The 19,210-nt window shown below is 64.9% G+C and carries 18 protein-coding genes; 7 read left to right on the forward strand and 11 right to left on the reverse strand.

Annotated features, from left to right (window positions below; all coding sequences use genetic code 11):
• The first annotated feature begins 83 nt into the window (after window positions 1–83).
• Both edd and BKY27_RS15290 read left to right on the forward strand, forming a co-directional pair.
• On the forward strand, window positions 84–1,889 hold the full coding sequence (edd, locus tag BKY27_RS15285) for a phosphogluconate dehydratase (protein ID WP_071675356.1): 1,806 nt from the start codon (window positions 84–86) through the stop codon (window positions 1,887–1,889).
• Window positions 1,890–1,965: 76 nt separating this feature from the next.
• Entirely contained in the window at window positions 1,966–2,607 is a 642-nt protein-coding gene (locus tag BKY27_RS15290) for a bifunctional 4-hydroxy-2-oxoglutarate aldolase/2-dehydro-3-deoxy-phosphogluconate aldolase (RefSeq protein ID WP_071675357.1), read from the forward strand.
• A gap of 62 nt (window positions 2,608–2,669) precedes the next feature.
• Here the strand turns inward: BKY27_RS15290 and BKY27_RS15295 are convergent, their stop codons facing one another.
• The 3 genes from BKY27_RS15295 to BKY27_RS15305 all read right to left on the reverse strand — a co-directional run bounded on the left by BKY27_RS15295 (window position 2,670) and on the right by BKY27_RS15305 (window position 6,434).
• Window positions 2,670–4,055 (reverse strand): pyridoxal phosphate-dependent decarboxylase family protein, encoded by a 1,386-nt coding sequence (locus BKY27_RS15295; RefSeq protein ID WP_071675358.1) that lies wholly within the window; start codon window positions 4,053–4,055, stop codon window positions 2,670–2,672.
• Between the two features lie 89 nt (window positions 4,056–4,144).
• Window positions 4,145–5,200, reverse strand: a complete 1,056-nt coding sequence (locus BKY27_RS15300; RefSeq protein ID WP_071675359.1) for a bifunctional transcriptional activator/DNA repair enzyme AdaA — start codon at window positions 5,198–5,200, stop codon at window positions 4,145–4,147.
• Between the two features lie 49 nt (window positions 5,201–5,249).
• Window positions 5,250–6,434, reverse strand: coding sequence for a pyridoxal phosphate-dependent aminotransferase (locus BKY27_RS15305; protein WP_071675360.1), 1,185 nt, complete (start codon window positions 6,432–6,434; stop codon window positions 5,250–5,252).
• A 272-nt stretch (window positions 6,435–6,706) separates the two neighbouring features.
• On the opposite strand from BKY27_RS15305, the gene cysS reads away from it, so the two are divergent.
• From cysS to rnd, 4 genes are all read left to right on the forward strand, one after another.
• A complete protein-coding gene (gene cysS / locus BKY27_RS15310; RefSeq protein ID WP_071675361.1) occupies window positions 6,707–8,137 on the forward strand; it encodes a cysteine--tRNA ligase in 1,431 nt (476 codons plus the stop codon).
• The gene (cimA, locus tag BKY27_RS15315) at window positions 8,134–9,756 is read left to right on the forward strand and encodes a citramalate synthase (RefSeq protein WP_071675362.1); all 1,623 of its coding nucleotides are present in this window, start codon (window positions 8,134–8,136) and stop codon (window positions 9,754–9,756) included. The genes cysS and cimA overlap by 4 nt, the downstream gene beginning before the upstream one ends.
• A 7-nt stretch (window positions 9,757–9,763) precedes the next feature.
• Entirely contained in the window at window positions 9,764–10,534 is a 771-nt protein-coding gene (locus BKY27_RS15320) for a squalene/phytoene synthase family protein (RefSeq protein ID WP_071675363.1), read from the forward strand.
• A 111-nt stretch (window positions 10,535–10,645) separates the two neighbouring features.
• A complete protein-coding gene (gene rnd / locus BKY27_RS15325; protein ID WP_071675364.1) occupies window positions 10,646–11,809 on the forward strand; it encodes a ribonuclease D in 1,164 nt (387 codons plus the stop codon).
• A 12-nt stretch (window positions 11,810–11,821) separates the two neighbouring features.
• Here the strand turns inward: rnd and BKY27_RS15330 are convergent, their stop codons facing one another.
• Entirely contained in the window at window positions 11,822–12,274 is a 453-nt protein-coding gene (locus BKY27_RS15330; protein ID WP_071675365.1) for a hypothetical protein, read from the reverse strand.
• 119 nt (window positions 12,275–12,393) lie between these two features.
• Between BKY27_RS15330 and BKY27_RS15335 the strand changes: the two genes are divergently transcribed.
• Window positions 12,394–12,825, forward strand: coding sequence for a SufE family protein (locus tag BKY27_RS15335; protein WP_071675366.1), 432 nt, complete (start codon window positions 12,394–12,396; stop codon window positions 12,823–12,825).
• Window positions 12,826–12,837: 12 nt separating this feature from the next.
• Here BKY27_RS15335 and BKY27_RS15340 read toward each other — a convergent pair whose 3' ends face one another.
• From BKY27_RS15340 to purQ, 7 genes are all read right to left on the reverse strand, one after another.
• On the reverse strand, window positions 12,838–13,530 hold the full coding sequence (locus BKY27_RS15340) for a DUF1638 domain-containing protein (protein WP_084667994.1): 693 nt from the start codon (window positions 13,528–13,530) through the stop codon (window positions 12,838–12,840).
• A 3-nt stretch (window positions 13,531–13,533) separates the two neighbouring features.
• Window positions 13,534–13,665: a hypothetical protein gene (locus BKY27_RS20530; protein WP_267888895.1), complete on the reverse strand. Its 132-nt coding sequence runs from the start codon at window positions 13,663–13,665 to the stop codon at window positions 13,534–13,536.
• Window positions 13,666–13,732: 67 nt separating this feature from the next.
• Window positions 13,733–14,614, reverse strand: coding sequence for an EamA family transporter (locus tag BKY27_RS15345; RefSeq protein ID WP_071675367.1), 882 nt, complete (start codon window positions 14,612–14,614; stop codon window positions 13,733–13,735).
• Window positions 14,601–15,341, reverse strand: coding sequence for a metallophosphoesterase family protein (locus BKY27_RS15350; protein WP_071675368.1), 741 nt, complete (start codon window positions 15,339–15,341; stop codon window positions 14,601–14,603). The genes BKY27_RS15345 and BKY27_RS15350 overlap by 14 nt, the downstream gene beginning before the upstream one ends.
• A 42-nt stretch (window positions 15,342–15,383) precedes the next feature.
• Window positions 15,384–16,703 carry a sigma-54-dependent transcriptional regulator gene (locus BKY27_RS15355; protein WP_071675369.1) on the reverse strand — a complete coding sequence of 440 codons (1,320 nt, stop codon included), beginning with the start codon at window positions 16,701–16,703 and terminating at the stop codon, window positions 15,384–15,386.
• 17 nt (window positions 16,704–16,720) lie between these two features.
• A complete protein-coding gene (locus BKY27_RS15360) occupies window positions 16,721–18,487 on the reverse strand; it encodes a sensor histidine kinase (protein WP_233491858.1) in 1,767 nt (588 codons plus the stop codon).
• Between the two features lie 40 nt (window positions 18,488–18,527).
• Window positions 18,528–19,196 carry a phosphoribosylformylglycinamidine synthase subunit PurQ gene (gene purQ, locus BKY27_RS15365; RefSeq protein ID WP_071675371.1) on the reverse strand — a complete coding sequence of 223 codons (669 nt, stop codon included), beginning with the start codon at window positions 19,194–19,196 and terminating at the stop codon, window positions 18,528–18,530.
• Window positions 19,197–19,210: the final 14 nt, after the last annotated feature.

Below are 19,210 nucleotides of genomic sequence, written 5' to 3' on the forward strand. Positions count from 1 at the left end.
CACCCGGTGCGGGCCACAAGGGGGGTTTTCATGTTAGCGCTAACGGATTATATGATGCTCAACGCGCAACATAGGAGTCCCGCATGACGCTCTCGCCGAAAATCGCCGAAGTCACCGACCGCATCATCGCGCGCTCGGCCGAGCGCCGCGCCGCCTATCTCGATCGTATGCGCCGCGCGGCCGAAGACGGCCCGGCACGGGCACATCTGGCCTGTGGCAACCAGGCCCACGCCTATGCCGCGATGGCCGAAGATCAGGGGCGCCTTGCCGATGGCCGCGCGCCCAATCTTGGGATCGTCACCGCCTATAACGACATGCTGTCGGCGCACCAGCCGTTCGAAACCTTCCCGGCCCTGATCAAGGAGGCCGCCCGTGCGCGCGGGGCCACCGCACAGGTTGCGGGCGGTGTGCCTGCCATGTGCGATGGGGTCACCCAAGGCCAGCCGGGGATGGAGTTGAGCCTTTTTTCGCGTGACGTGATCGCGCTGGCCGCCGGTGTCGCGCTGTCCCACAACTGTTTCGACGCCGCGCTCTACCTGGGGGTGTGCGACAAGATCGTGCCGGGGCTGATCATCGCTGCCGCCACGTTCAGCCATATCCCCGCGGTTTTCGTGCCCGCGGGCCCGATGACCAGCGGCCTGCCCAATGACGAAAAGGCCAAGGTGCGCCAGCAATTCGCGACTGGCGAAATCGGGCGCGACAAGCTGATGGAAGCCGAAATGGCCTCGTATCACGGGCCGGGCACCTGCACCTTTTACGGCACCGCCAATTCCAACCAGATGCTGATGGAGTTCATGGGCCTGCACCTGCCGGGGGCGAGCTTTGTGAATCCGGGCACCCCGATGCGCGACGCCCTGACCCGCGCGGCCACCGAACGCGCGACCGAGATCACAGCGCTTGGCAATGACTATCGCCCGGCGGGCGAAGTGCTGAACGAAAAGGCGTTCGTGAACGGTATGGTTGGGCTGATGGCGACGGGGGGGTCCACCAACCTCGTGCTGCACCTGCCCGCGATGGCGCGCGCCGCGGGGATCGAGCTTTTGCCCGCCGACTTCGCGGATATTTCCGCCGTCACGCCGCTGATGGCGCGGGTCTATCCCAACGGTCTGGCCGATGTGAACCATTTCCACGCGGCCGGCGGGCTTGGCTATATGATCGGCGAGTTGCTGGATGCCGGGTTGATGCACGAAGATGCCGTGACCGTGGCGGGGGACGGCCTGTCGCGCTATCGGCAGGAACCCAAGTTGCAGGACGGCAAGGTGGTCTGGACAGAGGGGGCGGGAAAATCCCTTAACGAAAAGATCCTGCGCCCGGCGTCAGACCCGTTTCAGGCAACCGGTGGATTGGCGGAACTCACCGGCAATCTGGGCCAAGGCATCATGAAGGTCTCGGCCGTCGCCCCCGAACGCCACGTGATCGAGGCCCCGGCCGCCATTTTCCACGATCAGCGGGATGTCAAGAAAGCCTTTCAGGCCAATGAGTTGAACCGCGATGTTGTGGTTGTTGTCAGGTTTCAAGGACCGAAGGCCAACGGAATGCCGGAATTGCACAGCCTGACGCCGGTGCTCGCCGTGCTGCAAGATCGCGGCCACAAGGTGGCCCTTGTCACCGATGGCCGCATGTCGGGCGCCTCTGGCAAGGTGCCCTCGGCCATCCACGTCGCCCCCGAGGCGCTGGATGGCGGCCTGATCGGCAAGCTTCAGGATGGCGACATCCTCCGGGTCGATGCGGTCAAGGGCACGCTGGATGTGCTGACCGACGGCGTCGCAGACCGCGCGCCTGCCACGCCAGACCTGTCTGCCAACAGCCACGGTATCGGGCGCGAACTGTTCGAGGTTTTCCGCCAGACCGCCGGGGTGGCCCCGAACGGCGCCGGCGTGGTGGTCTGAACGCCGTTTTTTCCAGAAATATCCCCGCCAGAGGTGCCGATCCTGTGCCTCTGGCCCCGACCCAAGGATGTCTGACATGACCCCGCATCAAGCTTCTCTTCATGCCCGCGAGATCGCCGGGCTGGCCCCGATCATTCCGGTTCTCGTGGTTGACGACGTTGCCCATGCCCGGCCTTTGGCCGAGGCCCTTGTCGCCGGTGGCCTGCCCGCGCTGGAAGTGACGCTGCGCACGCCCGCCGCGCTCGACGTGATCCGCGAAATGGCCAAGGTGCCGGGCGGTGTCGTCGGGGCGGGAACCCTGCTGACACCCGCAGATGTGCTGGCCGCGAAAGAGGCCGGAGCCAAGTTCGGGGTATCTCCCGGGGCGACGGACAAGCTGTTGGAGGCCTGCGAAGCGGCAGACCTGCCGCTGCTGCCGGGCGTCGCCACCGCGTCGGAAGCGATGCGCCTGCTGGAGCGCGGCTATGACATGCTGAAATTCTTTCCCGCCGAAGCCTCTGGCGGTGCGGCGGCGCTCAAGGCCATCGGGGCCCCGATCCCACAGGTCGCTTTCTGCCCCACTGGCGGCGTCAGCATCAAGAATGCCCCTGACTATCTGGGCCTGCCGAATGTACTCTGCGCCGGGGGGTCTTGGGTCGCCCCGAAAGAGGCCGTGCTGGCAGGTGATTGGAGCCGGATCGAACAGTTGGCCCGAGAGGCCGCAGCCCTGCCGCGCTGATCCCTTTTTCTGATCAAAATACGCAAAATGTCGCTGCGCCCTCCTGCGCGGCGACATCCAGGTCAGGCCAGCATTTCGCGCAGGACGGTGTTCACCATCATCACATCGTCGCGCGTGCAGTCAAAGCTGCCTGCCGTCATGCGAATGACGAAGCGCCCCTTGTGCCGGGTCTGGGTCAGGTAGACCCGCCCATCGGCGTTGACCTTCTGGATCAGCGCCTCGGTGGCCGCATCCCCCGCGCGATGAGCGAATGAGAAGAGTGCGAGCCGTGGCTCGGTCACGATCTCCAGCTCCGGTATATCCCGCAGCCGGTCGGCCAATTCGCCCACCCATGCGACGTGATTGCGCAGCCGCGCGCGCAAGCCCTCCAGCCCGTAGGCACGCAGGACGAACCACAGTTTCAACGCCCGGAAGCGGCGCCCGAGCGGCACCGTCCACTCGTTGAAATCGTTGATGTCAGAGCTTTCCAGTGTCTCAAGGTAATCGGGACGCAGCCCGAGCGTGCGGATCTGTGGCGCAGGATCACGCAGGAATTGCACCGAGCAATCGAACTGCACACCCAGCCATTTATGCGGGTTGAAGACGATGGAATCGCACCGCTCCGCCCCGGCCCAAAGTGGCTGAAATTCGGGGCAGATCATCGCCGAGCCCGCCCACGCCGCATCCACATGGGTATATAGGTCTTCGGCCTCGACCACCGGCAGGCAATCCTCGATCCGGTCGATGGCCCCGACAGAGGTTCCGCCGATGCAGAACACCACGCCCGCAGGCACATATCCCGCCGCACGGTCGGCGGCGATTGCGGTGGCCAGCGCGTCCGGGTCCATCGACAGATCGTCCCGTGTCTTGACTTTCACGAGGTTGTCTTGTCCGATTCCGGCCAGACGGACCGCCTTGTCAATCGAGCTATGGGTTTGATCTGACGCGTAAATCCGCAAGCGGGGTTGCCCTGACAGGCCCTCGGCCAGACCCGCCCAACCGAGTGCCCGCTCGCGCATTGTCAGCACGGCCGACAGCGTTGCCGTGGTCGCGGAATCGTGGATCGTGCCGGTGACCCCGGCGGGCAGGCCCATGGCCGCGCGTAGCCACTGGATCATCCGCTCTTCGATTTCGGTCGCGGCGGGAGAGGTTTGCCACAACATGCATTGCGCGCTGATCGCGTTGGCCAATTGTTCGGCCAGCATCGAGGCGGGCGAGGCATTGGACGGAAAATAAGCGAAGAACCGGGGATGCTGCCAATGGGTCATCGCGCCGGGCACGATGGCCTCGAAATCGTCGAAGATCCGCTCCATCGGCTCGGGCTGGTCCGGTGCGGTTTCGGGCAGCGCCTCGCGGATGCTGCCGGGGATCACGGCGGGCCGCACCGGGCGGTCACGCAGGCTGGCGTGATAGTCCTGCGCCCATGCGGCGGCGCGGGCAGACCATTTCGGCAGATCGTCGTGGTTCATAGGCTGTCCTCCTGCCCGAAAGTAATACACATGTTAAGCAAATAGCGCAACACGCGTCTGTCGGGCCGAGGCAACACCGGAACAGATGCTCATGCAAGGGCAGGGCGGTAGGCGGCCTCGATCTCGATCAGGCGGCGCTTGCGCCACAAGCCGCCGCCATAGCCGGTCAGGCTGCCATCGGCGCCAAGCACCCGGTGACAGGGGATCAGCACGGCAATGCGGTTGGCCCCGTTGGCCCGCGCCACGGCACGGGCGGCATCGGGTCGTCCAAGGGCTTGGGCAAGGTCGGAATAGCTGCGGGTCGCGCCCGCCGGAATGGCCTGCAAGGCGCGCCAGACCTGTTGCTGAAACGCCGTGCCACCGGGTGCGAGTGGAACCGAGAAGGCCGGATCGCTTCCATCGAAGAACCGTGCCAGTTGCTCTGCTGCCTGATCGGTCGGCGACGGGCGTCCGATCCCGATGTCGCCCTTGGCGTCGCGGTAGAGCCGCTTCAACTCGGCGGACAGGGCCTTGCGGTCGGAAAATTCCAGCAGGTAGAGCACTTTGGCATCGCTGACCGCCACCATCGGCCCAAGGGCGGTGTCGATCCAGTCGGCTTGCAGCCGGGCCTTGGCGCGCAGCGTGCCGGGGGCAAGCCCCATCAGCCGGGCAAAGGCCGCGCGAAAGGCTGACGGGCTGTCGAACCCGGCGTCGAGCTGTGCTTCGGTCACGCTGCCGCTTTCGGACAGCGCAGAGGACCCCTCGCGCAGCCGCCGCTGGCGCGCCATGTCCAGAAAGCTCATTCCGAAGTGACGTTTGAAGGCGCGGCGCACGGTCGAGGGATCATGCCCCATGGCCACCAGATCGGCCTCTCGCCAACGGCGGGTAGGGTCGGCCGCCAACGCGCGGGTCAGATCCTGAACCAGTGGCTCGCCCGATTGGTCGAGCGGCTTGCACCGCTTGCAGGGGCGAAAGCCCGCCTCTATGCAGGCGCCCGCCGTTGGGAAAAAGCAGCAATTCTTGCGCAGAGGCGTGCGGGCCGGGCAATTCAGGCGGCAAAAAATACCGGTGGAGCGGACGGCAACAAAGGCCAGACCATCGAACCGGGCATCCTTGTCCAGCATGGCCGCATAAAGCGTGTCGGGATCGGGACTTTTGAACATCATGCCTCGATCCTAGCCGATTCGCCGCGCCGATGACGCCGGAATTCGGGCGTTACTTCGCCGCCTGCTCGGCCAACTCCGCCGCGAAAGACAGCAAGGTTGCCACCGCTGTGCGCAGCCTGTCGTCATCTACGGTCAAGGCCACCCGGACATGCCCGGCGGCAGCTTTGCCAAAACTCTCGCCCGGCATCACCGCGATCCGGTGTTTGTCCAGCAGGGCATAGGCAAAATCCTCGCCGCTCATCCCCGTCGCGCGCAGGTCCAGCATTGTATACATCGCGCCCTGCGCCGGGATGGCACGGACAACCTGTTGCCCTTCGACCAGATCCAGCACGATCTGTCGGCGGCGGCGGAAGGGGGCGGCGATCCGCTCTTCGAACGCCGGCCCCTGTTCCAGCGCGAAAAGGCCCGCGCTCTGTACGAATCCGGCGACGCCATAATTGGTGTTGGTGGCAAGCTGGATCAGGTTGCCGGTCACCTCTTCCGGGGCCACGATCCAGCCGCAGCGCGACCCGGTCATCGCGTGGCTTTTCGACAGCGAGCCGATTTGCAAGGTGCGCTCTTCCATTCCCGGCAGGCTCCGCGGGCTGATATGATGGCCCTCCCAGACCTGCGTGTCATAGACCTCGTCCGAAATCAGCCACAGATCATGGTCCCGCACGACCCCGGCGATCCCCGCCATCGTCTCGGGCGCGTAGATCGCGCCGGTGGGGTTGTTGGGGCTGTTGATGAGCAGCGTTTTCGCGCCCGGCGTCGCGTCTGCAATCGCGTCGGCACGCGGCTGAAACCCGTCGCGCGACCGCGCCGCCACCGGCACCGGAATGGCCCCGACCGAGCGGATCGTGCCGGGATAGGTGGCGTAATACGGGTCGATGAAAAGCGCCCGGTCGCCCTCGTCGCAGGTCGCGTGATGGGCCATGAACAGCCCCGCCTGACCGCCCGGCGTGATGATGACGTTGTCGCGCGTCGTCGCCACGCCCGAGGCCGCCTGCACCCGCGCCGCGACATGGTCGCGCAGCGCGTCGATGCCGGGCACCATGGCATAGCCGGTATTGCCCGCCCGCGCCGAGGCGTCCATCGCGGCAAGGATTGTCGGATCGGTGCGGATGTCATGTTCGCCGATGGTCAGTTCGGTGACCGGAATGCCCTCGTCGATCATCTTGCGGGCGGCCATGAACACCCCCCAGCCGTCATCGCCATCCCCGTTCAGCGTGGAAATCCGCCGCGATTGCTGCATGGTCTGCCCCTGTCTTGCGTCTCTCGAATCCGAGGCCAGAGGGGCGCACGGCCCTTTCCCCTTGTCAATCGCCGCGCCCACCCGCGACCGGCAGAGTGTCGTGGGGGATTGGCAGCCCGCCGGAACGGCGCTACGCTCTGCGCATGACTCGGGCCATCTGCATTATCTGCTGCATTACCTGCTGACATCGTCAGGCGGGTCCGTTTCATTGCTTTCAAACCGGTTGTGAACTTGCTAACCCGCCCGCGAGCCCCCGCGCGTGAGGAAAAGCCATGACCACGATCCGGTTGCACAACAACAAGACCCGCAAGAAAGAGCGCTTCACCCCGCTCGATCCCGACAACGTGCGGATGTATGTCTGTGGCCCCACGGTTTATGACCGGGCGCATATGGGCAACGCGCGCGCCGCCGTGGTGTTCGACGTGCTCTTCCGCCTGCTGCGCCATGTCTACGGCCCAGATCACGTGACCTACGTGCGCAACTTCACCGACGTGGATGACAAGATCAACGCGCGGGCCAAGGAGAGCGGTCGCCCGATCGGCGAGATCACGGCGGAAACGACGCAATGGTATCTGGACGACATGGGTGCGCTCGGCGTGATGGAACCCACCCAGATGCCGCGCGCGACGCAATATATCGGCCAGATGATCGCCATGATCGAAACGCTGATCGAGAAGGGAAACGCCTATGCCGCCGACGGGCATGTGCTGTTTTCCGTGAAAAGCTATCCCGACTATGGCCGGCTCTCGGGCCGGTCCGTCGATGACATGATCGCCGGGGCTCGGGTCGAGGTGGCCCCCTACAAGCGCGACCCGATGGATTTCGTGCTGTGGAAGCCTTCATCGGACGATCTGCCGGGGTGGGACTCGCCCTGGGGCCGGGGGCGGCCCGGCTGGCATATCGAGTGCTCGGCGATGAGCTATGAATTGCTGGGGGCCACCTTCGATATCCATGGTGGCGGCAACGACCTGATGTTCCCGCATCATGAGAACGAGGTGGCGCAAAGCTGCTGCGCCCATCCCGAGGGCGGCTTTGCCCGCTATTGGCTGCATAACGAGATGTTGCAGGTCGAGGGCAAGAAGATGTCCAAGAGTTTGGGCAATTTCTTTACGGTGCGGGATTTACTGGAGCAGGGTATTCCGGGCGAGGTGATCCGGTTCGTCTTCCTCCAGACCCATTACGGCAAGCCGATGGACTGGACGGCGAGGAAGGCCGAGGACGCAGAGAAGACGCTGCGCAAATGGAGAAGCCTCGCCAATTCCGCCAACGTTGTGGGGGAAGTCGATCAGGAAGTCGTCGAAGCTCTGGCTAACGACCTCAACACCTCGAAAGCAATCGCCCGCCTGTATCAGCTCGCCAAATCAATCCAGGACAGGCAACACGCAGATGTGCCGCAAAGCGAGATTGATGACTTCGCCGCGTCCGCACGTCTTTTGGGACTGCTTGTAGACTCCGCTGTCATGGGGGCGTGGGTGTTTGATGGCGCTGTGGAGGAGCATGCGGCAAGATCTCAATTGAATGATCTATCGGCTATCTTGAGCCGCGCACGCGCGCAGGCCATGCAAACCAAGGACTTCTCCGAAGTCGACCGGCTCAAGGCCGCGCTGGTCGAGGCCGGGGTCGAGGTCCGCATGTCGAAGGCGGGGGTGGAACTGATGCCGACCCCGAAATTCGACGCGACAAAGCTGGAGGGGCTGGCATGACCAAATCCCGCCTCACCCTCTACGACACCACCCTGCGCGACGGGCAGCAGACGCAGGGCGTGCAGTTCTCAACCGCCGAAAAGCAGACCATCGCCAAGATGCTCGACAGGCTCGGGGTGGACTACATCGAAGGCGGCTGGCCCGGGGCGAACCCGACCGACAGCGCGTTCTTCGACGCCGCCCCCGCGACCAAGGCCACCATGACCGCCTTCGGCATGACCAAGCGGGCGGGCCGCTCGGCTGAGAATGACGAGGTGCTGGCGGGCGTGCTGAACGCCGGGACCAAAGCCGTCTGCCTCGTTGGCAAGACCCATGATTTCCACGTTGAAACCGCGCTTGGCATCACCCTGCCGGAGAACGTGGACAACATCGCCAAATCCATCGGTCATCTGGTCGGGCAGGGACGTGAAGCGCTGTTCGACGCCGAGCATTTCTTCGATGGCTACAAGGCCAACCCGGACTATGCCGTGGATTGTCTCAAGGCTGCCTATGACGCGGGCGCGCGCTGGATCGTGCTGTGTGACACCAATGGCGGCACGCTGCCCGCCGAAATCGGGCGCATCACGGGCGAGGTTATCGCGGCGGGCATCCCCGGCGATCATCTGGGCATCCACACCCACAACGACACCGAGACCGCCGTCGCGGGCAGTCTGGCCGCGATCGAGGCGGGCGCGCGGCAGGTGCAGGGCACGCTCAACGGCCTCGGCGAGCGTTGTGGCAATGCCAACCTGACGACACTGATCCCGACGCTGCTGCTGAAGGAACCCTATGCCAGCCAGTACGAAACCGGGATCACGCTGGACGCACTCAAGGGGCTGACGGTGGCCAGCCGCACGCTGGACGATATCCTGAACCGCGTTCCGATGCGGCAGGCCCCTTTCGTGGGGGTCTCTGCTTTTGCCCACAAGGCGGGGCTGCACGCCAGTGCCATCGTCAAGAATCCCACGACCTATGAACATATCGACCCATCGCTGGTCGGCAACAGCCGCATCATCCCGATGTCCAATCAGGCCGGGCAGTCGAACCTGATCCGTCGTCTGGCAGAGGCCGGGATCACGGTGGAAAAGGGCGACCCGGCGCTGGCCACCATCCTTGACGAGATCAAGGCGCGGGAATCCGAGGGGTATTCCTTTGACACCGCGCAGGCGAGTTTCGAGCTGCTGGCGCGCCGCGCGCTCGGCCAATTGCCCCGGTTCTTCGAGGTGAAGCGCTACAAGGTCACGGTCGAGCGCCGCAAGAACAAGTACAACAAGATGGTCAGCCTGTCCGAGGCGGTGGTGGTCGTGAAGATCGGCGATCAAAAGATGCTGTCGGTGTCGGAAAGCATGGACGAGACTGGCGGCGACCGGGGACCGGTGAACGCGCTGTCCAAGGCGCTGGCCAAGGATCTGGGGCCGTATCAGTCTTATATCGACGATATCCGTCTGGTCGACTTCAAGGTCCGCATTACCCAGGGCGGGACCGAGGCCGTGACCCGCGTGACCATTGACAGCCAGGACAGCAGCGGGCGGCGTTGGTCGACCGTGGGGGTGTCGCCCAACATCGTCGATGCGTCTTTCGAGGCGCTGCTGGATGCGGTGACATGGAAGCTGGTGCGCGACGGCGCACCGGCATCGTGAGGTCGGCATGAGCGTGAATGCCTGCGCAGAATTGGTCGAACGGGGCGACCCGGACCGGTTTCTTGCCGCCATGGCTGCGCCGCCTGCGGCGCGCGCTGTGCTGTTCCCGCTCTATGCTTTCAATCTGGAGGTGGCCCGCGCGCCCTGGGTGGCGTCCGAGCCGATGATCGCAGAAATGCGTCTGCAATTCTGGCGTGACGTGACCGAGGAGATCGGGCAAGGCAAACCGCCGCGTGCGCATGAGGTGGTGGCCCCGCTGGCCGACGCGGTTCCGGCTGGTGCGGCACAGTTGCTGGACGGGCTGATCGCCGCGCGCCGGTGGGATGTCTACCGCGACCCGTTCGAGGACGCGGCGCATTTCGAGGCCTATATCGACGCAACCTCGGGCCATCTGGTCTGGGTCGGCGCTCTGGCGCTTGGCGCCCCCGATATGGCCGAACCCGTGGTGCGCGATCTGGCCTTCGGGGCTGGCGTGGCGGGTCTGCTGCGCGCGGTGCCCGAGCTTGAGGCGCGGGGCCGGGTGCCGTTGGTGGACGGTCGCCCCGAAGGCGTGCGCAGCTTGGCGCAGGCGGGTTTGGCGCGGTTTCGCAACGGGCTGGCCGGGCAGGGCGCTGTGCCGAAAGTGGCGCGCCCGGTGCTCTTTGCCCTGTGGCGGACCGAGGCGACGCTGCGGGCCGCGATTTCCGATCCGACGCGCGTGGCGGATGGTCAACTGGACGAGAGCGAGTTTGCCCGGCGCGGGCGGCTCTTGCGCGTGTCGCTGACCGGGCGGCTTTGATCTGCATCCGCGCCTGCGGCCACGCGGTGCCCTTTTCATTCCGGCAGCGCTGTCCTATCACGGGATGCATCGGCGGATGTCCCGCCCCATCACCAAGAAGGACGGCACCCTTTGCCCCAAACCCTGACCACGACCGAGGCGCTCGCAGAATACTGTGCCCGCGCCGCCACCGCTCCTTATGTCACTGTCGATACCGAGTTCCTGCGCGAGCGGACCTATTTCGCGCAACTCTGCCTCGTGCAACTGGCCTTGCCGGGGACCGATGACAGCGACGCGGTGCTGGTCGATCCGCTGGCCGAGGGCCTGTCGCTGGACCCGCTTTACGACCTGTTCCGCAACACCGATGTGGTCAAGGTCTTTCACGCCGCCCGGCAGGATCTGGAGATCTTCCATGTCGATGGCGACGTGATGCCGACGCCCCTGTTCGACACGCAGGTCGCGGCGATGGTCTGCGGCTTTGGCGAGCAGGTGGGCTATGAAACGCTGGTGCGCAAGATCGCCAAGGCGAGCCTGGACAAGTCCAGCCGGTTTACCGACTGGTCACGCAGGCCGTTGTCCGAAGCGCAAAAGAATTACGCGCTGGCCGACGTGACGCATCTGCGCCAGATCTACGAATATCTCTCGGGCGAGCTGGCCAAGACAGGCCGCACCGCTTGGATGGAAGAAGAACTGCGCACGCTGACCAACCGCGATGGCTATGTGGTCGACCCCGAGGAGGCGTGGCGCCGGGTCAAGACACGCACCAATTCCGGCAAGTTTCTGGCCGTTCTCAAGGAACTGGCCAAGTTCCGTGAGGACACGGCACAAACCCGCAACGTGCCGCGCAACCGGATCATGAAAGACGACGTGCTGTTGGAAATGGCCTCGACCAAGCCGCGCAGCGTGCAGGATCTGGGCAAGTCGCGCCTGCTGCAACGCGAAGGGCGCAAGGGAGATCTGGCCGACGGCATTCTGGGTGCCGTGCAGCGTGGTCTGGACATGAAGCCCGAGGATTACCCGAAACCCGCCCACGCGCCGGACAAGACGGCGCTGAATCCCGCCCTTGCCGATCTGCTGCGGGTGCTGCTCAAGGCCAAGGCAGAGGATGCGGGCGTCGCGCAAAAGCTGATCGCGTCCAGCGCCGATCTGGACAACATCGCCTGTGGCGGGCGCGACGGGATGTGGTCCAAAGGCTGGCGCAACGAGGTGTTCGGAAAGGACGCCATGCGTCTGTGCGAAGGCAAGATCGCCCTTTCGGCCAAAGGCCAGCGGGTCAAGATCGTCACGCTCGATTGAGCGTGACGGTCGTCACCTGCGGCGAACGCTGCGCCGGTTCTGCTGGCCAATGACGGTAATCGAGCGGATACCCGCAAGGTCTTGACGCGACAGGACGGTTGCAGCGTAAATCTCGCGCGAGCGGGGCGGACCGACACGGGTGGCCGGATCTGCCGGTTCACGAATGCGGAACTCGAAGACCAGTTCGCCGGAATCGCGGCTGACTTCGACCAGATCGGCCTCCCAATAGCCCTGACGGAGCGGCAAGCCGACGGCCCGGATAATGGCCCCGCCCGGATTGGGATCTACATCGAGGCTGGCGATTTCGGTGACAAGCTGTCGGCCATCGGTCGGCACCGCAGCCGGTTCTTCCACGGCGATCCGATCTTCCCGGTCATTGCCGAACCAATTGAACGGGTTCAGCCGCGAGCCGCAGGCCGAAAGGCCGAGCACCACCAGAAGGGCCACAAGTATGCGAGGGGTCATGGATCGTCTCCGCCTGTCTCCTGCCCCTTGACTAGCGCATTGGTGTGACGTTGAAAAGCGCCTCTGGACCTTTCTGCCCGCGCGCCCTACCTGTGGGGCGCAGCAAGACGGAGACCACCATGGCCACGGACGCCTTCGAAGAAATCGCAGAAACCTTCGAGTTCCTCGACGATTGGGAGGAGCGCTATCGCCACGTGATCGAGCTTGGCAAGGCAATGGACCCGCTCGAAACTGCCTTCCGCGTGCCTGCGACCAAGGTCGATGGCTGCGCCAGTCAGGTCTGGATTTTGCCCGAGATTGACGGGGAGGGCCCGGATGCCGTGTTCCGGTTTCGCGGCGAAAGCGATGCCATGATCGTGCGCGGGCTGATCGCTGTGTTGCACGCCCTGTATTCCGGGCTGACGGTGAGCGAGGTTCTCAAGGTCGATGCGGGGGGCGAATTGGCGCGGCTGGGGCTGAACGACCACCTGTCGTCGCAACGCTCCAACGGCTTGCGCGCGATGGTGGACCGTATCCGCCTGCTGGCGCGCGAAACCGCGGCGACGGGATAGGCAATCGGGCCGTCAGCGCTGTGCGACGGTCTCCAATTCCACCGCCAGGTCGCCGTAGCCGGTATAGCGACGCTCGAAGTCAAGCTTTAGGAATGCCGCGCAAGACTTTGCTTTTTCAGTCAGTTTCTGGTCATCGACCTGCGCCTGATAGACCAGCTTGGTATAGTTTCCGAAATACATGTCCAACAGCTCGGGGTGCCGGTCCAGCCCGAGCGGCTTGGTCACGAAAGCATCAAACTGGCGCACGAGAAAATCGGTCACGTAAAAGGCGGTGATCTCGTCTTCGGCACGATCGGCAAAGACCGCGTTCCCTTCGAAGAAGGAATAGCAATGCGGGCCTTGCAGCATCTCCACCCCGAGCGCATCGCACCGCGCCTTGAGCAAGCCGCCCGTGCCGCAATCGGCATAAACCACGAACACATCGTCATAGGCCGCGCGGTGCTTGACCACCGCTGCTTCGATCGCGTCGGGGATGCGTTCGGGGCTATTGTGCAGGATCGCAGGCAGGCACTGCAAGTCGAGATGGCTCCAGCCATTCATCCGCTTGAGTGCGAGGATTTCATGCGCCAACGCCCCGCAGGCCAGCAACAGGATCTTGCCGGTTCCCTCGGCCATCCGTCCGGCGCGGGTCAGTGCGCTGTCCTCCAGCGGCGCGTTCGGGGCAAGGGGGGCAGGGTCGGCTGCGCTTTGATGGAGGCGGCGCATGGGTCAGTTCCCTTTGCGGGCGACCAGACCGACCAGAAGCGCCGCGACCATGGTCACGGGCAGGGCGATGGTCCATGCATCGGGGCCGGGCGTCAGCAAGGACGCCACCCACAGGGTCAGGCCGGCGGCGGACATAACGATGATGAGGAGCAGAAAGAAGTGTTTTGTCATGCCCCCAACATAGGCCCGCCACGGCCATGATCTACCCCCCGCTGCGACCCGCTTTCATCCGTTGCCGACCTGCCCGGATCTGCATCAGCGCCAGCCCTGAAAGGATCACCGCGGCCCCCAGCCAATCCAGCGGCGCGGGGCGTTCCCCCAACACAAAGCCAGACACCGCAATGCCCACCACAGGGATCAGCAGCGCGAAGGGCGTGACCTTGGCAGCCGGATGACGGGACAGCAGTGCGCCCCAGAGCGAATAGCCAAGCACCGTTGAGGCCGCCGCCACATAAATCACCGACAGCCACCCCCGCAGGGAAAGCGCCGCGAGCGTGGTGAAAGGGGCGGCGCCCTCGGTTGCCGTTGTCAGCACCAGCATCGGCAGCGGCGGCACAAGGCTGGCCCAGACAAACAGCGCCAAGGTGTTCACGCGGCCGAGACGCTTGAGCACCAGGTTGCCGAGCGACCAACACAGCGCACCGCAAAGGATCAGCCCCAGCCCCAGCCCTGTCACGTTCCCACCGGCCGAGACCGCGAAGATCGCGAGCCCGAGCAATGCCAGCGAAAGCCCCGCGACTTGGCGCGCGGTGATCCGCTCGCCAAACAACAGGACGGAAAACAGGATGGTCAGGGGCGCCTGAACTTGCAACAGCAACGAGGCCAGCCCCGCCGTTGCATCGGCCTTGAGCGCCGCAAACAGAAACGCGAACTGGCCCATGTTGATCAGGGCACCGACCGCGAGGATCTTCCACCACGGCACTGGCGGGGGTTTCAGCACCGCCAGCAACGGCAACAGGATCGCAAACCGTAGACCGACGAACAGGAAGGGCGGCAGCTCCTCCAAGGCCAGTTTCATCGCGGTGAAATTGCTGCCCCAGGCCAGGATGACCAAAGCCACGAGGCCAAGGTCACGCGGCGGCATGGGGCCTGATTTCGGCGCGCCCGCCGTCGGTCAGCAGAAAGGCGCGGCGGCCTTCGACCACGACTGCCGAGAGCGGCCCGCCATAGGCCGCCCCGGTGTCGATCGCCAATCGGTTGCCGTGGTGTTCGACACCCTCGACCGGCGTGTGACCGTGGATGACCAGCGGGCCGTGGTCGCGGGTGTCGTCCAGAAACTCGTGGCGAATCCAATAAAGGTCTTCGGGGTCTTGCCGGTCCAGCGGAATACCGGGGCGGATCCCGGCATGGACCAGCAAACACTCCCCCTGGGCAAATGACAGGGGCAGGGTGGCCAGAAAATCATGATGCGCACGGGGCACCTTGGCCCGTGCCTCGGTATGCAGGGCTGAGGGGGATTGATCCGGGTCGATCCCGTAAGAGGCCAGCGTGTCCAGCCCCCCGATGCGCGGATGCAGATAGGTGTAGTCGAGGCGCAGGCGCGGGTCTTGCCGGGGGGCAACTTCAAGGAAATAGGCGAACATGTTGTCGTGGTTGCCCCTGAGCACGGTCAAACGCGGGTCGCGGGCGGTTTCCTGCATCAGGAAATCGACCACGCCGCGACTGTCCGGTCCCCGGTCCACGAGGTCGCCGATCTGCACCACGGGGGCCGCGTCATCGCCGGTCAGGGCACGGTCGGCCTCGATCCGGGCCAGCGCGTCGCGCAGCCGGTCCAGATGGCCGTGAACATCTCCGATAGCATAGACTCGCATGGGCGCAGAGAACGCGGAGCAGCGCGGAATGGCAAGGGCCGGTCAGAGATAATCCGACCGGCTCAGCCCGTATTTGGCCATTTTTTCGTTGAGCGTCCGGCGCGGCAGGCTCAGCTCTTCCATCACGCTGGCGATCGAGCCGCGATGGCGGCGCATGGTGTTGTCGATCAGCATCCGCTCGAACGCTTCCACGTATTCCTTGAGCGGCTTGCCTTCGCCCACGGCCTGCGGGCCGCTTTCTTCGCCGTCACTCATCAGCAGCGAGGCAATGGTGCCCGAGCCGCGCCGCTGTTGCAGGATCGCGCGTTCCGCGATGTTGATCAACTGGCGCACGTTGCCGGGCCACGGCGCTTGCAACAGTTGCGCGGCCTCTTGTGCGGTGACCTGCGGCGCGTCGGTGCCGTATTCCTCGGCAAACTGCTCGCCGAAGCGGTTGAAGAGGGTCAGGATGTCTTCGCCACGGGCCCGCAGCGGCGGCAGGTCGATCCGCATGGCGGCAAGGCGATAGAACAGGTCAGGGCGCAGGGCCGGTTCGCATCCCGTGTCCGGGTCGGCCGCGTTGCAGATCGCCACGATCCGAGTCTCGGCTGGCGCGCCCATGTCCTCGATGCTCTTCAACAGCCGCGCTTGCAGGGCCTGCGGCAGCGCCTCGACCCCCTCCAGCAGCAGCGAGCCGCCGCGCGCCTGCTCGACCAGCGGCAGGTCTTGGCCTTCCCCCACGGGGCCGAACAACATCGCGCCAAGCGCGGTTTCATCATGGGCGGCGCAGGCCACGGCCACCAGCGGTTTGCCGGCACGGGGGCCGACCGCGTGCAGGGCATGGGCCACAAGCGTCTTGCCGGTGCCGGTTTCGCCGGTGATCAGCACATGGCCATCTGCCTGCCCGAGGTCGAGAATGTCCTCGCGCAGTCGTTCCATCACCGGGGAAGAGCCGATCAATTTGCGCATCAGCACGGTGCCGTCCGACAGTTCCTTGCGCAGCGCCCGGTTGTCCAGCGTCAGCCGCCGGGTCTGGCCGGCGCGTTTGGCCAGTTCCGTCATCCGGTCGGGGTTGAATGGCTTTTCAAGGAAGTCATAGGCCCCGATCCGCATCGCCTCGACCGCCATGGGCACATCGCCATGGCCGGTGATCATGATGACGGGCAGACTGCTGTCCATGCCCATCAGGCGTTTGAGAAACGCCATCCCATCCATGCCGGGCATCTTGATGTCGGTCACCACCACGCCCGAGAAATCTGCGCTGATGTTTTTCAAGGCCTCTTCCGCGCTGGCATAGGTCTCGGTCTCGAAGCCCGAGAGCGCCAGCCACTGGCTGATCGACTGCCGCATGTCCTGTTCATCATCGACGATCGCAATCCGCATGGCTCATCCTCTTATTGTCATTCGGCGGCGGCGCTGCCTTGGTCAGAGCGGGGCAGGCGCACCTCGAACACGGCGCCGCCCTCTTCCCCGTTGCGCGCGGTCAGCCGCCCGCCGAGGTCCTTGACGATGCCGGACGAAATAGCGAGGCCAAGCCCCACCCCGTCGCCGGGCTGTTTGGTTGTGTAGAATGGCTCGAACAAAGCGTCGAGATCGTCAATCCCCCGCCCGTTGTCGCGCACGGTCAGCACGATCTCGTCGCCCTCCGCCACCAGCAGGTCCAGTTCCCGACGATCCTCGGCCTTCATCGCGTCGAGGGCGTTGCGCAGGAGGTTGATGATCACCTGTTCCAGCCGCAGCCGGTCCGCCAGCACAAGCGCCGGGGTGCGCGGCAAGCTTTGAGTGATCTCGACCGTCATCTGCCGCAATTGCGGCTCCATCATCGTCACGGCCGAGGCGAGCGCATCGCGCATGTCGACCTCTTGAAACGCCTCTTCACCCTTTCTGGCATAGGATTTCAGTTGCCGAGTGATGGCCCCCATCCGGTCGATCAGGTCGTCGATCCGCTGGAAGGAGGACAGGGCCTCTTCCGGGCGGCGGCGCTGCAACAGCAGCTTGGCCCCGGCGAGATAGGTCTTCATTGCCGCCAGCGGCTGGTTCAATTCGTGGCTGACAGCGGCAGACATCTCGCCCAGAGCGGCCAGTTTGGAACTCTGGGCGAGGCTTTGCTCAGCCTCTTCCAGGTTGCGTTCAACCTTTTGACGTTCGGCGATTTCTCGCTGCAGGCGGTCGTTCAACCGGCGAAGCTCCGCCGACTCTCTTTGGAAGATCACCGATTGAAGCCGGGCGCGGCGGCTCAGAACGTAGAACGCCCCGGCCAGCAACAGGGCGAATCCCATGATCTCCAGCGCCAGAACCCCGTTCACCCGTTCCCGAACCGAGTCGTAGGCGGTGAACGAGACCAGCATCCAGCCGCGGAACGGGATGCGCGATTCCAGCCGTAACGTGCTGCCGCCCGAAAAATACGGGCCTGGCGTGGCAAAGGCCCAATCGCCCGCCGCCTCGATTGCGCGGTCGATGGCGGTCGAGGGCGAGCGGAGTTCGACGGCCTCGGTCTCGTTATGGCCGCGCCAACGCGGCTCGGTCGACAGGATGATGCGCCCCTGCGAGTCGGCCACGAACACGGCTTCTGACGTGCCCCGCCATCGGTCGGCCAAACGGCTCAGATCGACCCGCACAAGGATCACGCCCAGCAAAAGCCCGCCATCTTCGATCCGTCGGGAAAACGAGAAACTGAACCCGCCAGAGTCGGTCTGGGTAGTGGTGAACACCGTCTCGGACGAGCGCAAAGCCTCAACCAAATAAGGCCGCCCGGTGTGCAACTCGCCGATCTCCAGCCGGTCGGTGGCGGCCACGACGCGCCCGTCGCGGTTGAGCAGGACAATCGACGCGGCGCCGATTTCATCGCGGTAGGAAATCAGGCGCTGCGAGGTGGTGGAATATTCCCCGACCGACAGCGCCCGCGCCAGCGTCGGGTCGCGCGACAGCAACAGCGGCACCACCGAATTGCGCTGAAGCTCTGACACGATCGAGCCGGAATAGAGCGCAAGCCGCAGTTCCGCCCGGTTGCGGGTCGCCTCGGTGAATCGGTCGGTCAGCCAGACATTCGAGACCCAGACAACCGCACCCGCCAGCATCAGGAACAGCACAAGAAGACCGCGCATCAACCATGCGCGGCGGCCTCCGGACCCTCGAAGGGTCAAATCGGTGCGGGGCGTCTTTGCCATCCGGCGAATTTAGGCGGTCCCGGGCGGCGGCTCAAGCCTGTCAGGCGCCGACCAGCGCGCCCGTCAGCCCCGCGAACATCGCCTGACCATCCGTTCCGCCATGGGTCGCGTCGATGACTCGCTCGGGGTGGGGCATCATTCCCAGAACCCGGCGGTTCTCGGACAGGACGCCGGCGATGTCATCGGTGGACCCGTTGGGGTTGCCAACGTAGCGAAACGCCACCCGGTCCTGATCCTTGAGCGCGGCCAGCCCTTCGGGGGCGATCACGTAGTTGCCGTCGTGGTGGGCCAGCGGGATGTCGATCTCCTGGCCCTGGCTGTAGGCTTGGGTAAAGACGCTGCTGGTCGTTTCGACCGAAAGACGTTGCATACGGCAGATGAACTTGAGACTTGAGTTGCGCATCAGCGCGCCCGGCAGCAGACCGGTTTCGCACAGCACCTGAAAACCGTTGCAGACCCCAAGCGCGTAGCCGCCACGCTCGACATGGGCGGCGACGCCCTGCATGACCGGCGATTGTCCGGCAATCGCACCGCAGCGCAGGTAGTCGCCAAAAGAGAACCCACCCGGAATGCCGACAATGTCCACCTTTTCGGGCAGGGTCGGGTCTTTGTGCCAGACCATGTCGACGGAAAACCCAGCCTTCTCGAAGGCAACGGCAAGGTCACGGTCGCAATTGGAGCCGGGGAAGACGATGACGGCGGCTTTCATGGGCGGGACGCTCC

The organism is Nioella nitratireducens (genome assembly GCF_001879715.1).
GTDB lineage: Bacteria > Pseudomonadota > Alphaproteobacteria > Rhodobacterales > Rhodobacteraceae > Nioella > Nioella nitratireducens.

Coding starts and splice junctions, on each gene's coding strand:
- edd (WP_071675356.1), top strand. CDS start 84: ATGACGCTCTCGCCGAAAATCGCCGAAGTCACCGACCGCATCATCGCG.
- BKY27_RS15290 (WP_071675357.1), top strand. CDS start 1,966: ATGACCCCGCATCAAGCTTCTCTTCATGCCCGCGAGATCGCCGGGCTG.
- BKY27_RS15295 (WP_071675358.1), bottom strand. CDS start 4,055: ATGAACCACGACGATCTGCCGAAATGGTCTGCCCGCGCCGCCGCATGG.
- BKY27_RS15300 (WP_071675359.1), bottom strand. CDS start 5,200: ATGATGTTCAAAAGTCCCGATCCCGACACGCTTTATGCGGCCATGCTG.
- BKY27_RS15305 (WP_071675360.1), bottom strand. CDS start 6,434: ATGCAGCAATCGCGGCGGATTTCCACGCTGAACGGGGATGGCGATGAC.
- cysS (WP_071675361.1), top strand. CDS start 6,707: ATGACCACGATCCGGTTGCACAACAACAAGACCCGCAAGAAAGAGCGC.
- cimA (WP_071675362.1), top strand. CDS start 8,134: ATGACCAAATCCCGCCTCACCCTCTACGACACCACCCTGCGCGACGGG.
- BKY27_RS15320 (WP_071675363.1), top strand. CDS start 9,764: ATGAGCGTGAATGCCTGCGCAGAATTGGTCGAACGGGGCGACCCGGAC.
- BKY27_RS15330 (WP_071675365.1), bottom strand. CDS start 12,274: ATGACCCCTCGCATACTTGTGGCCCTTCTGGTGGTGCTCGGCCTTTCG.
- BKY27_RS15335 (WP_071675366.1), top strand. CDS start 12,394: ATGGCCACGGACGCCTTCGAAGAAATCGCAGAAACCTTCGAGTTCCTC.
- BKY27_RS15340 (WP_084667994.1), bottom strand. CDS start 13,530: ATGCGCCGCCTCCATCAAAGCGCAGCCGACCCTGCCCCCCTTGCCCCG.
- BKY27_RS20530 (WP_267888895.1), bottom strand. CDS start 13,665: ATGTCCGCCGCCGGCCTGACCCTGTGGGTGGCGTCCTTGCTGACGCCC.
- BKY27_RS15345 (WP_071675367.1), bottom strand. CDS start 14,614: ATGCCGCCGCGTGACCTTGGCCTCGTGGCTTTGGTCATCCTGGCCTGG.
- BKY27_RS15350 (WP_071675368.1), bottom strand. CDS start 15,341: ATGCGAGTCTATGCTATCGGAGATGTTCACGGCCATCTGGACCGGCTG.
- BKY27_RS15355 (WP_071675369.1), bottom strand. CDS start 16,703: ATGCGGATTGCGATCGTCGATGATGAACAGGACATGCGGCAGTCGATC.
- BKY27_RS15360 (WP_233491858.1), bottom strand. CDS start 18,487: ATGGCAAAGACGCCCCGCACCGATTTGACCCTTCGAGGGTCCGGAGGC.
- purQ (WP_071675371.1), bottom strand. CDS start 19,196: ATGAAAGCCGCCGTCATCGTCTTCCCCGGCTCCAATTGCGACCGTGAC.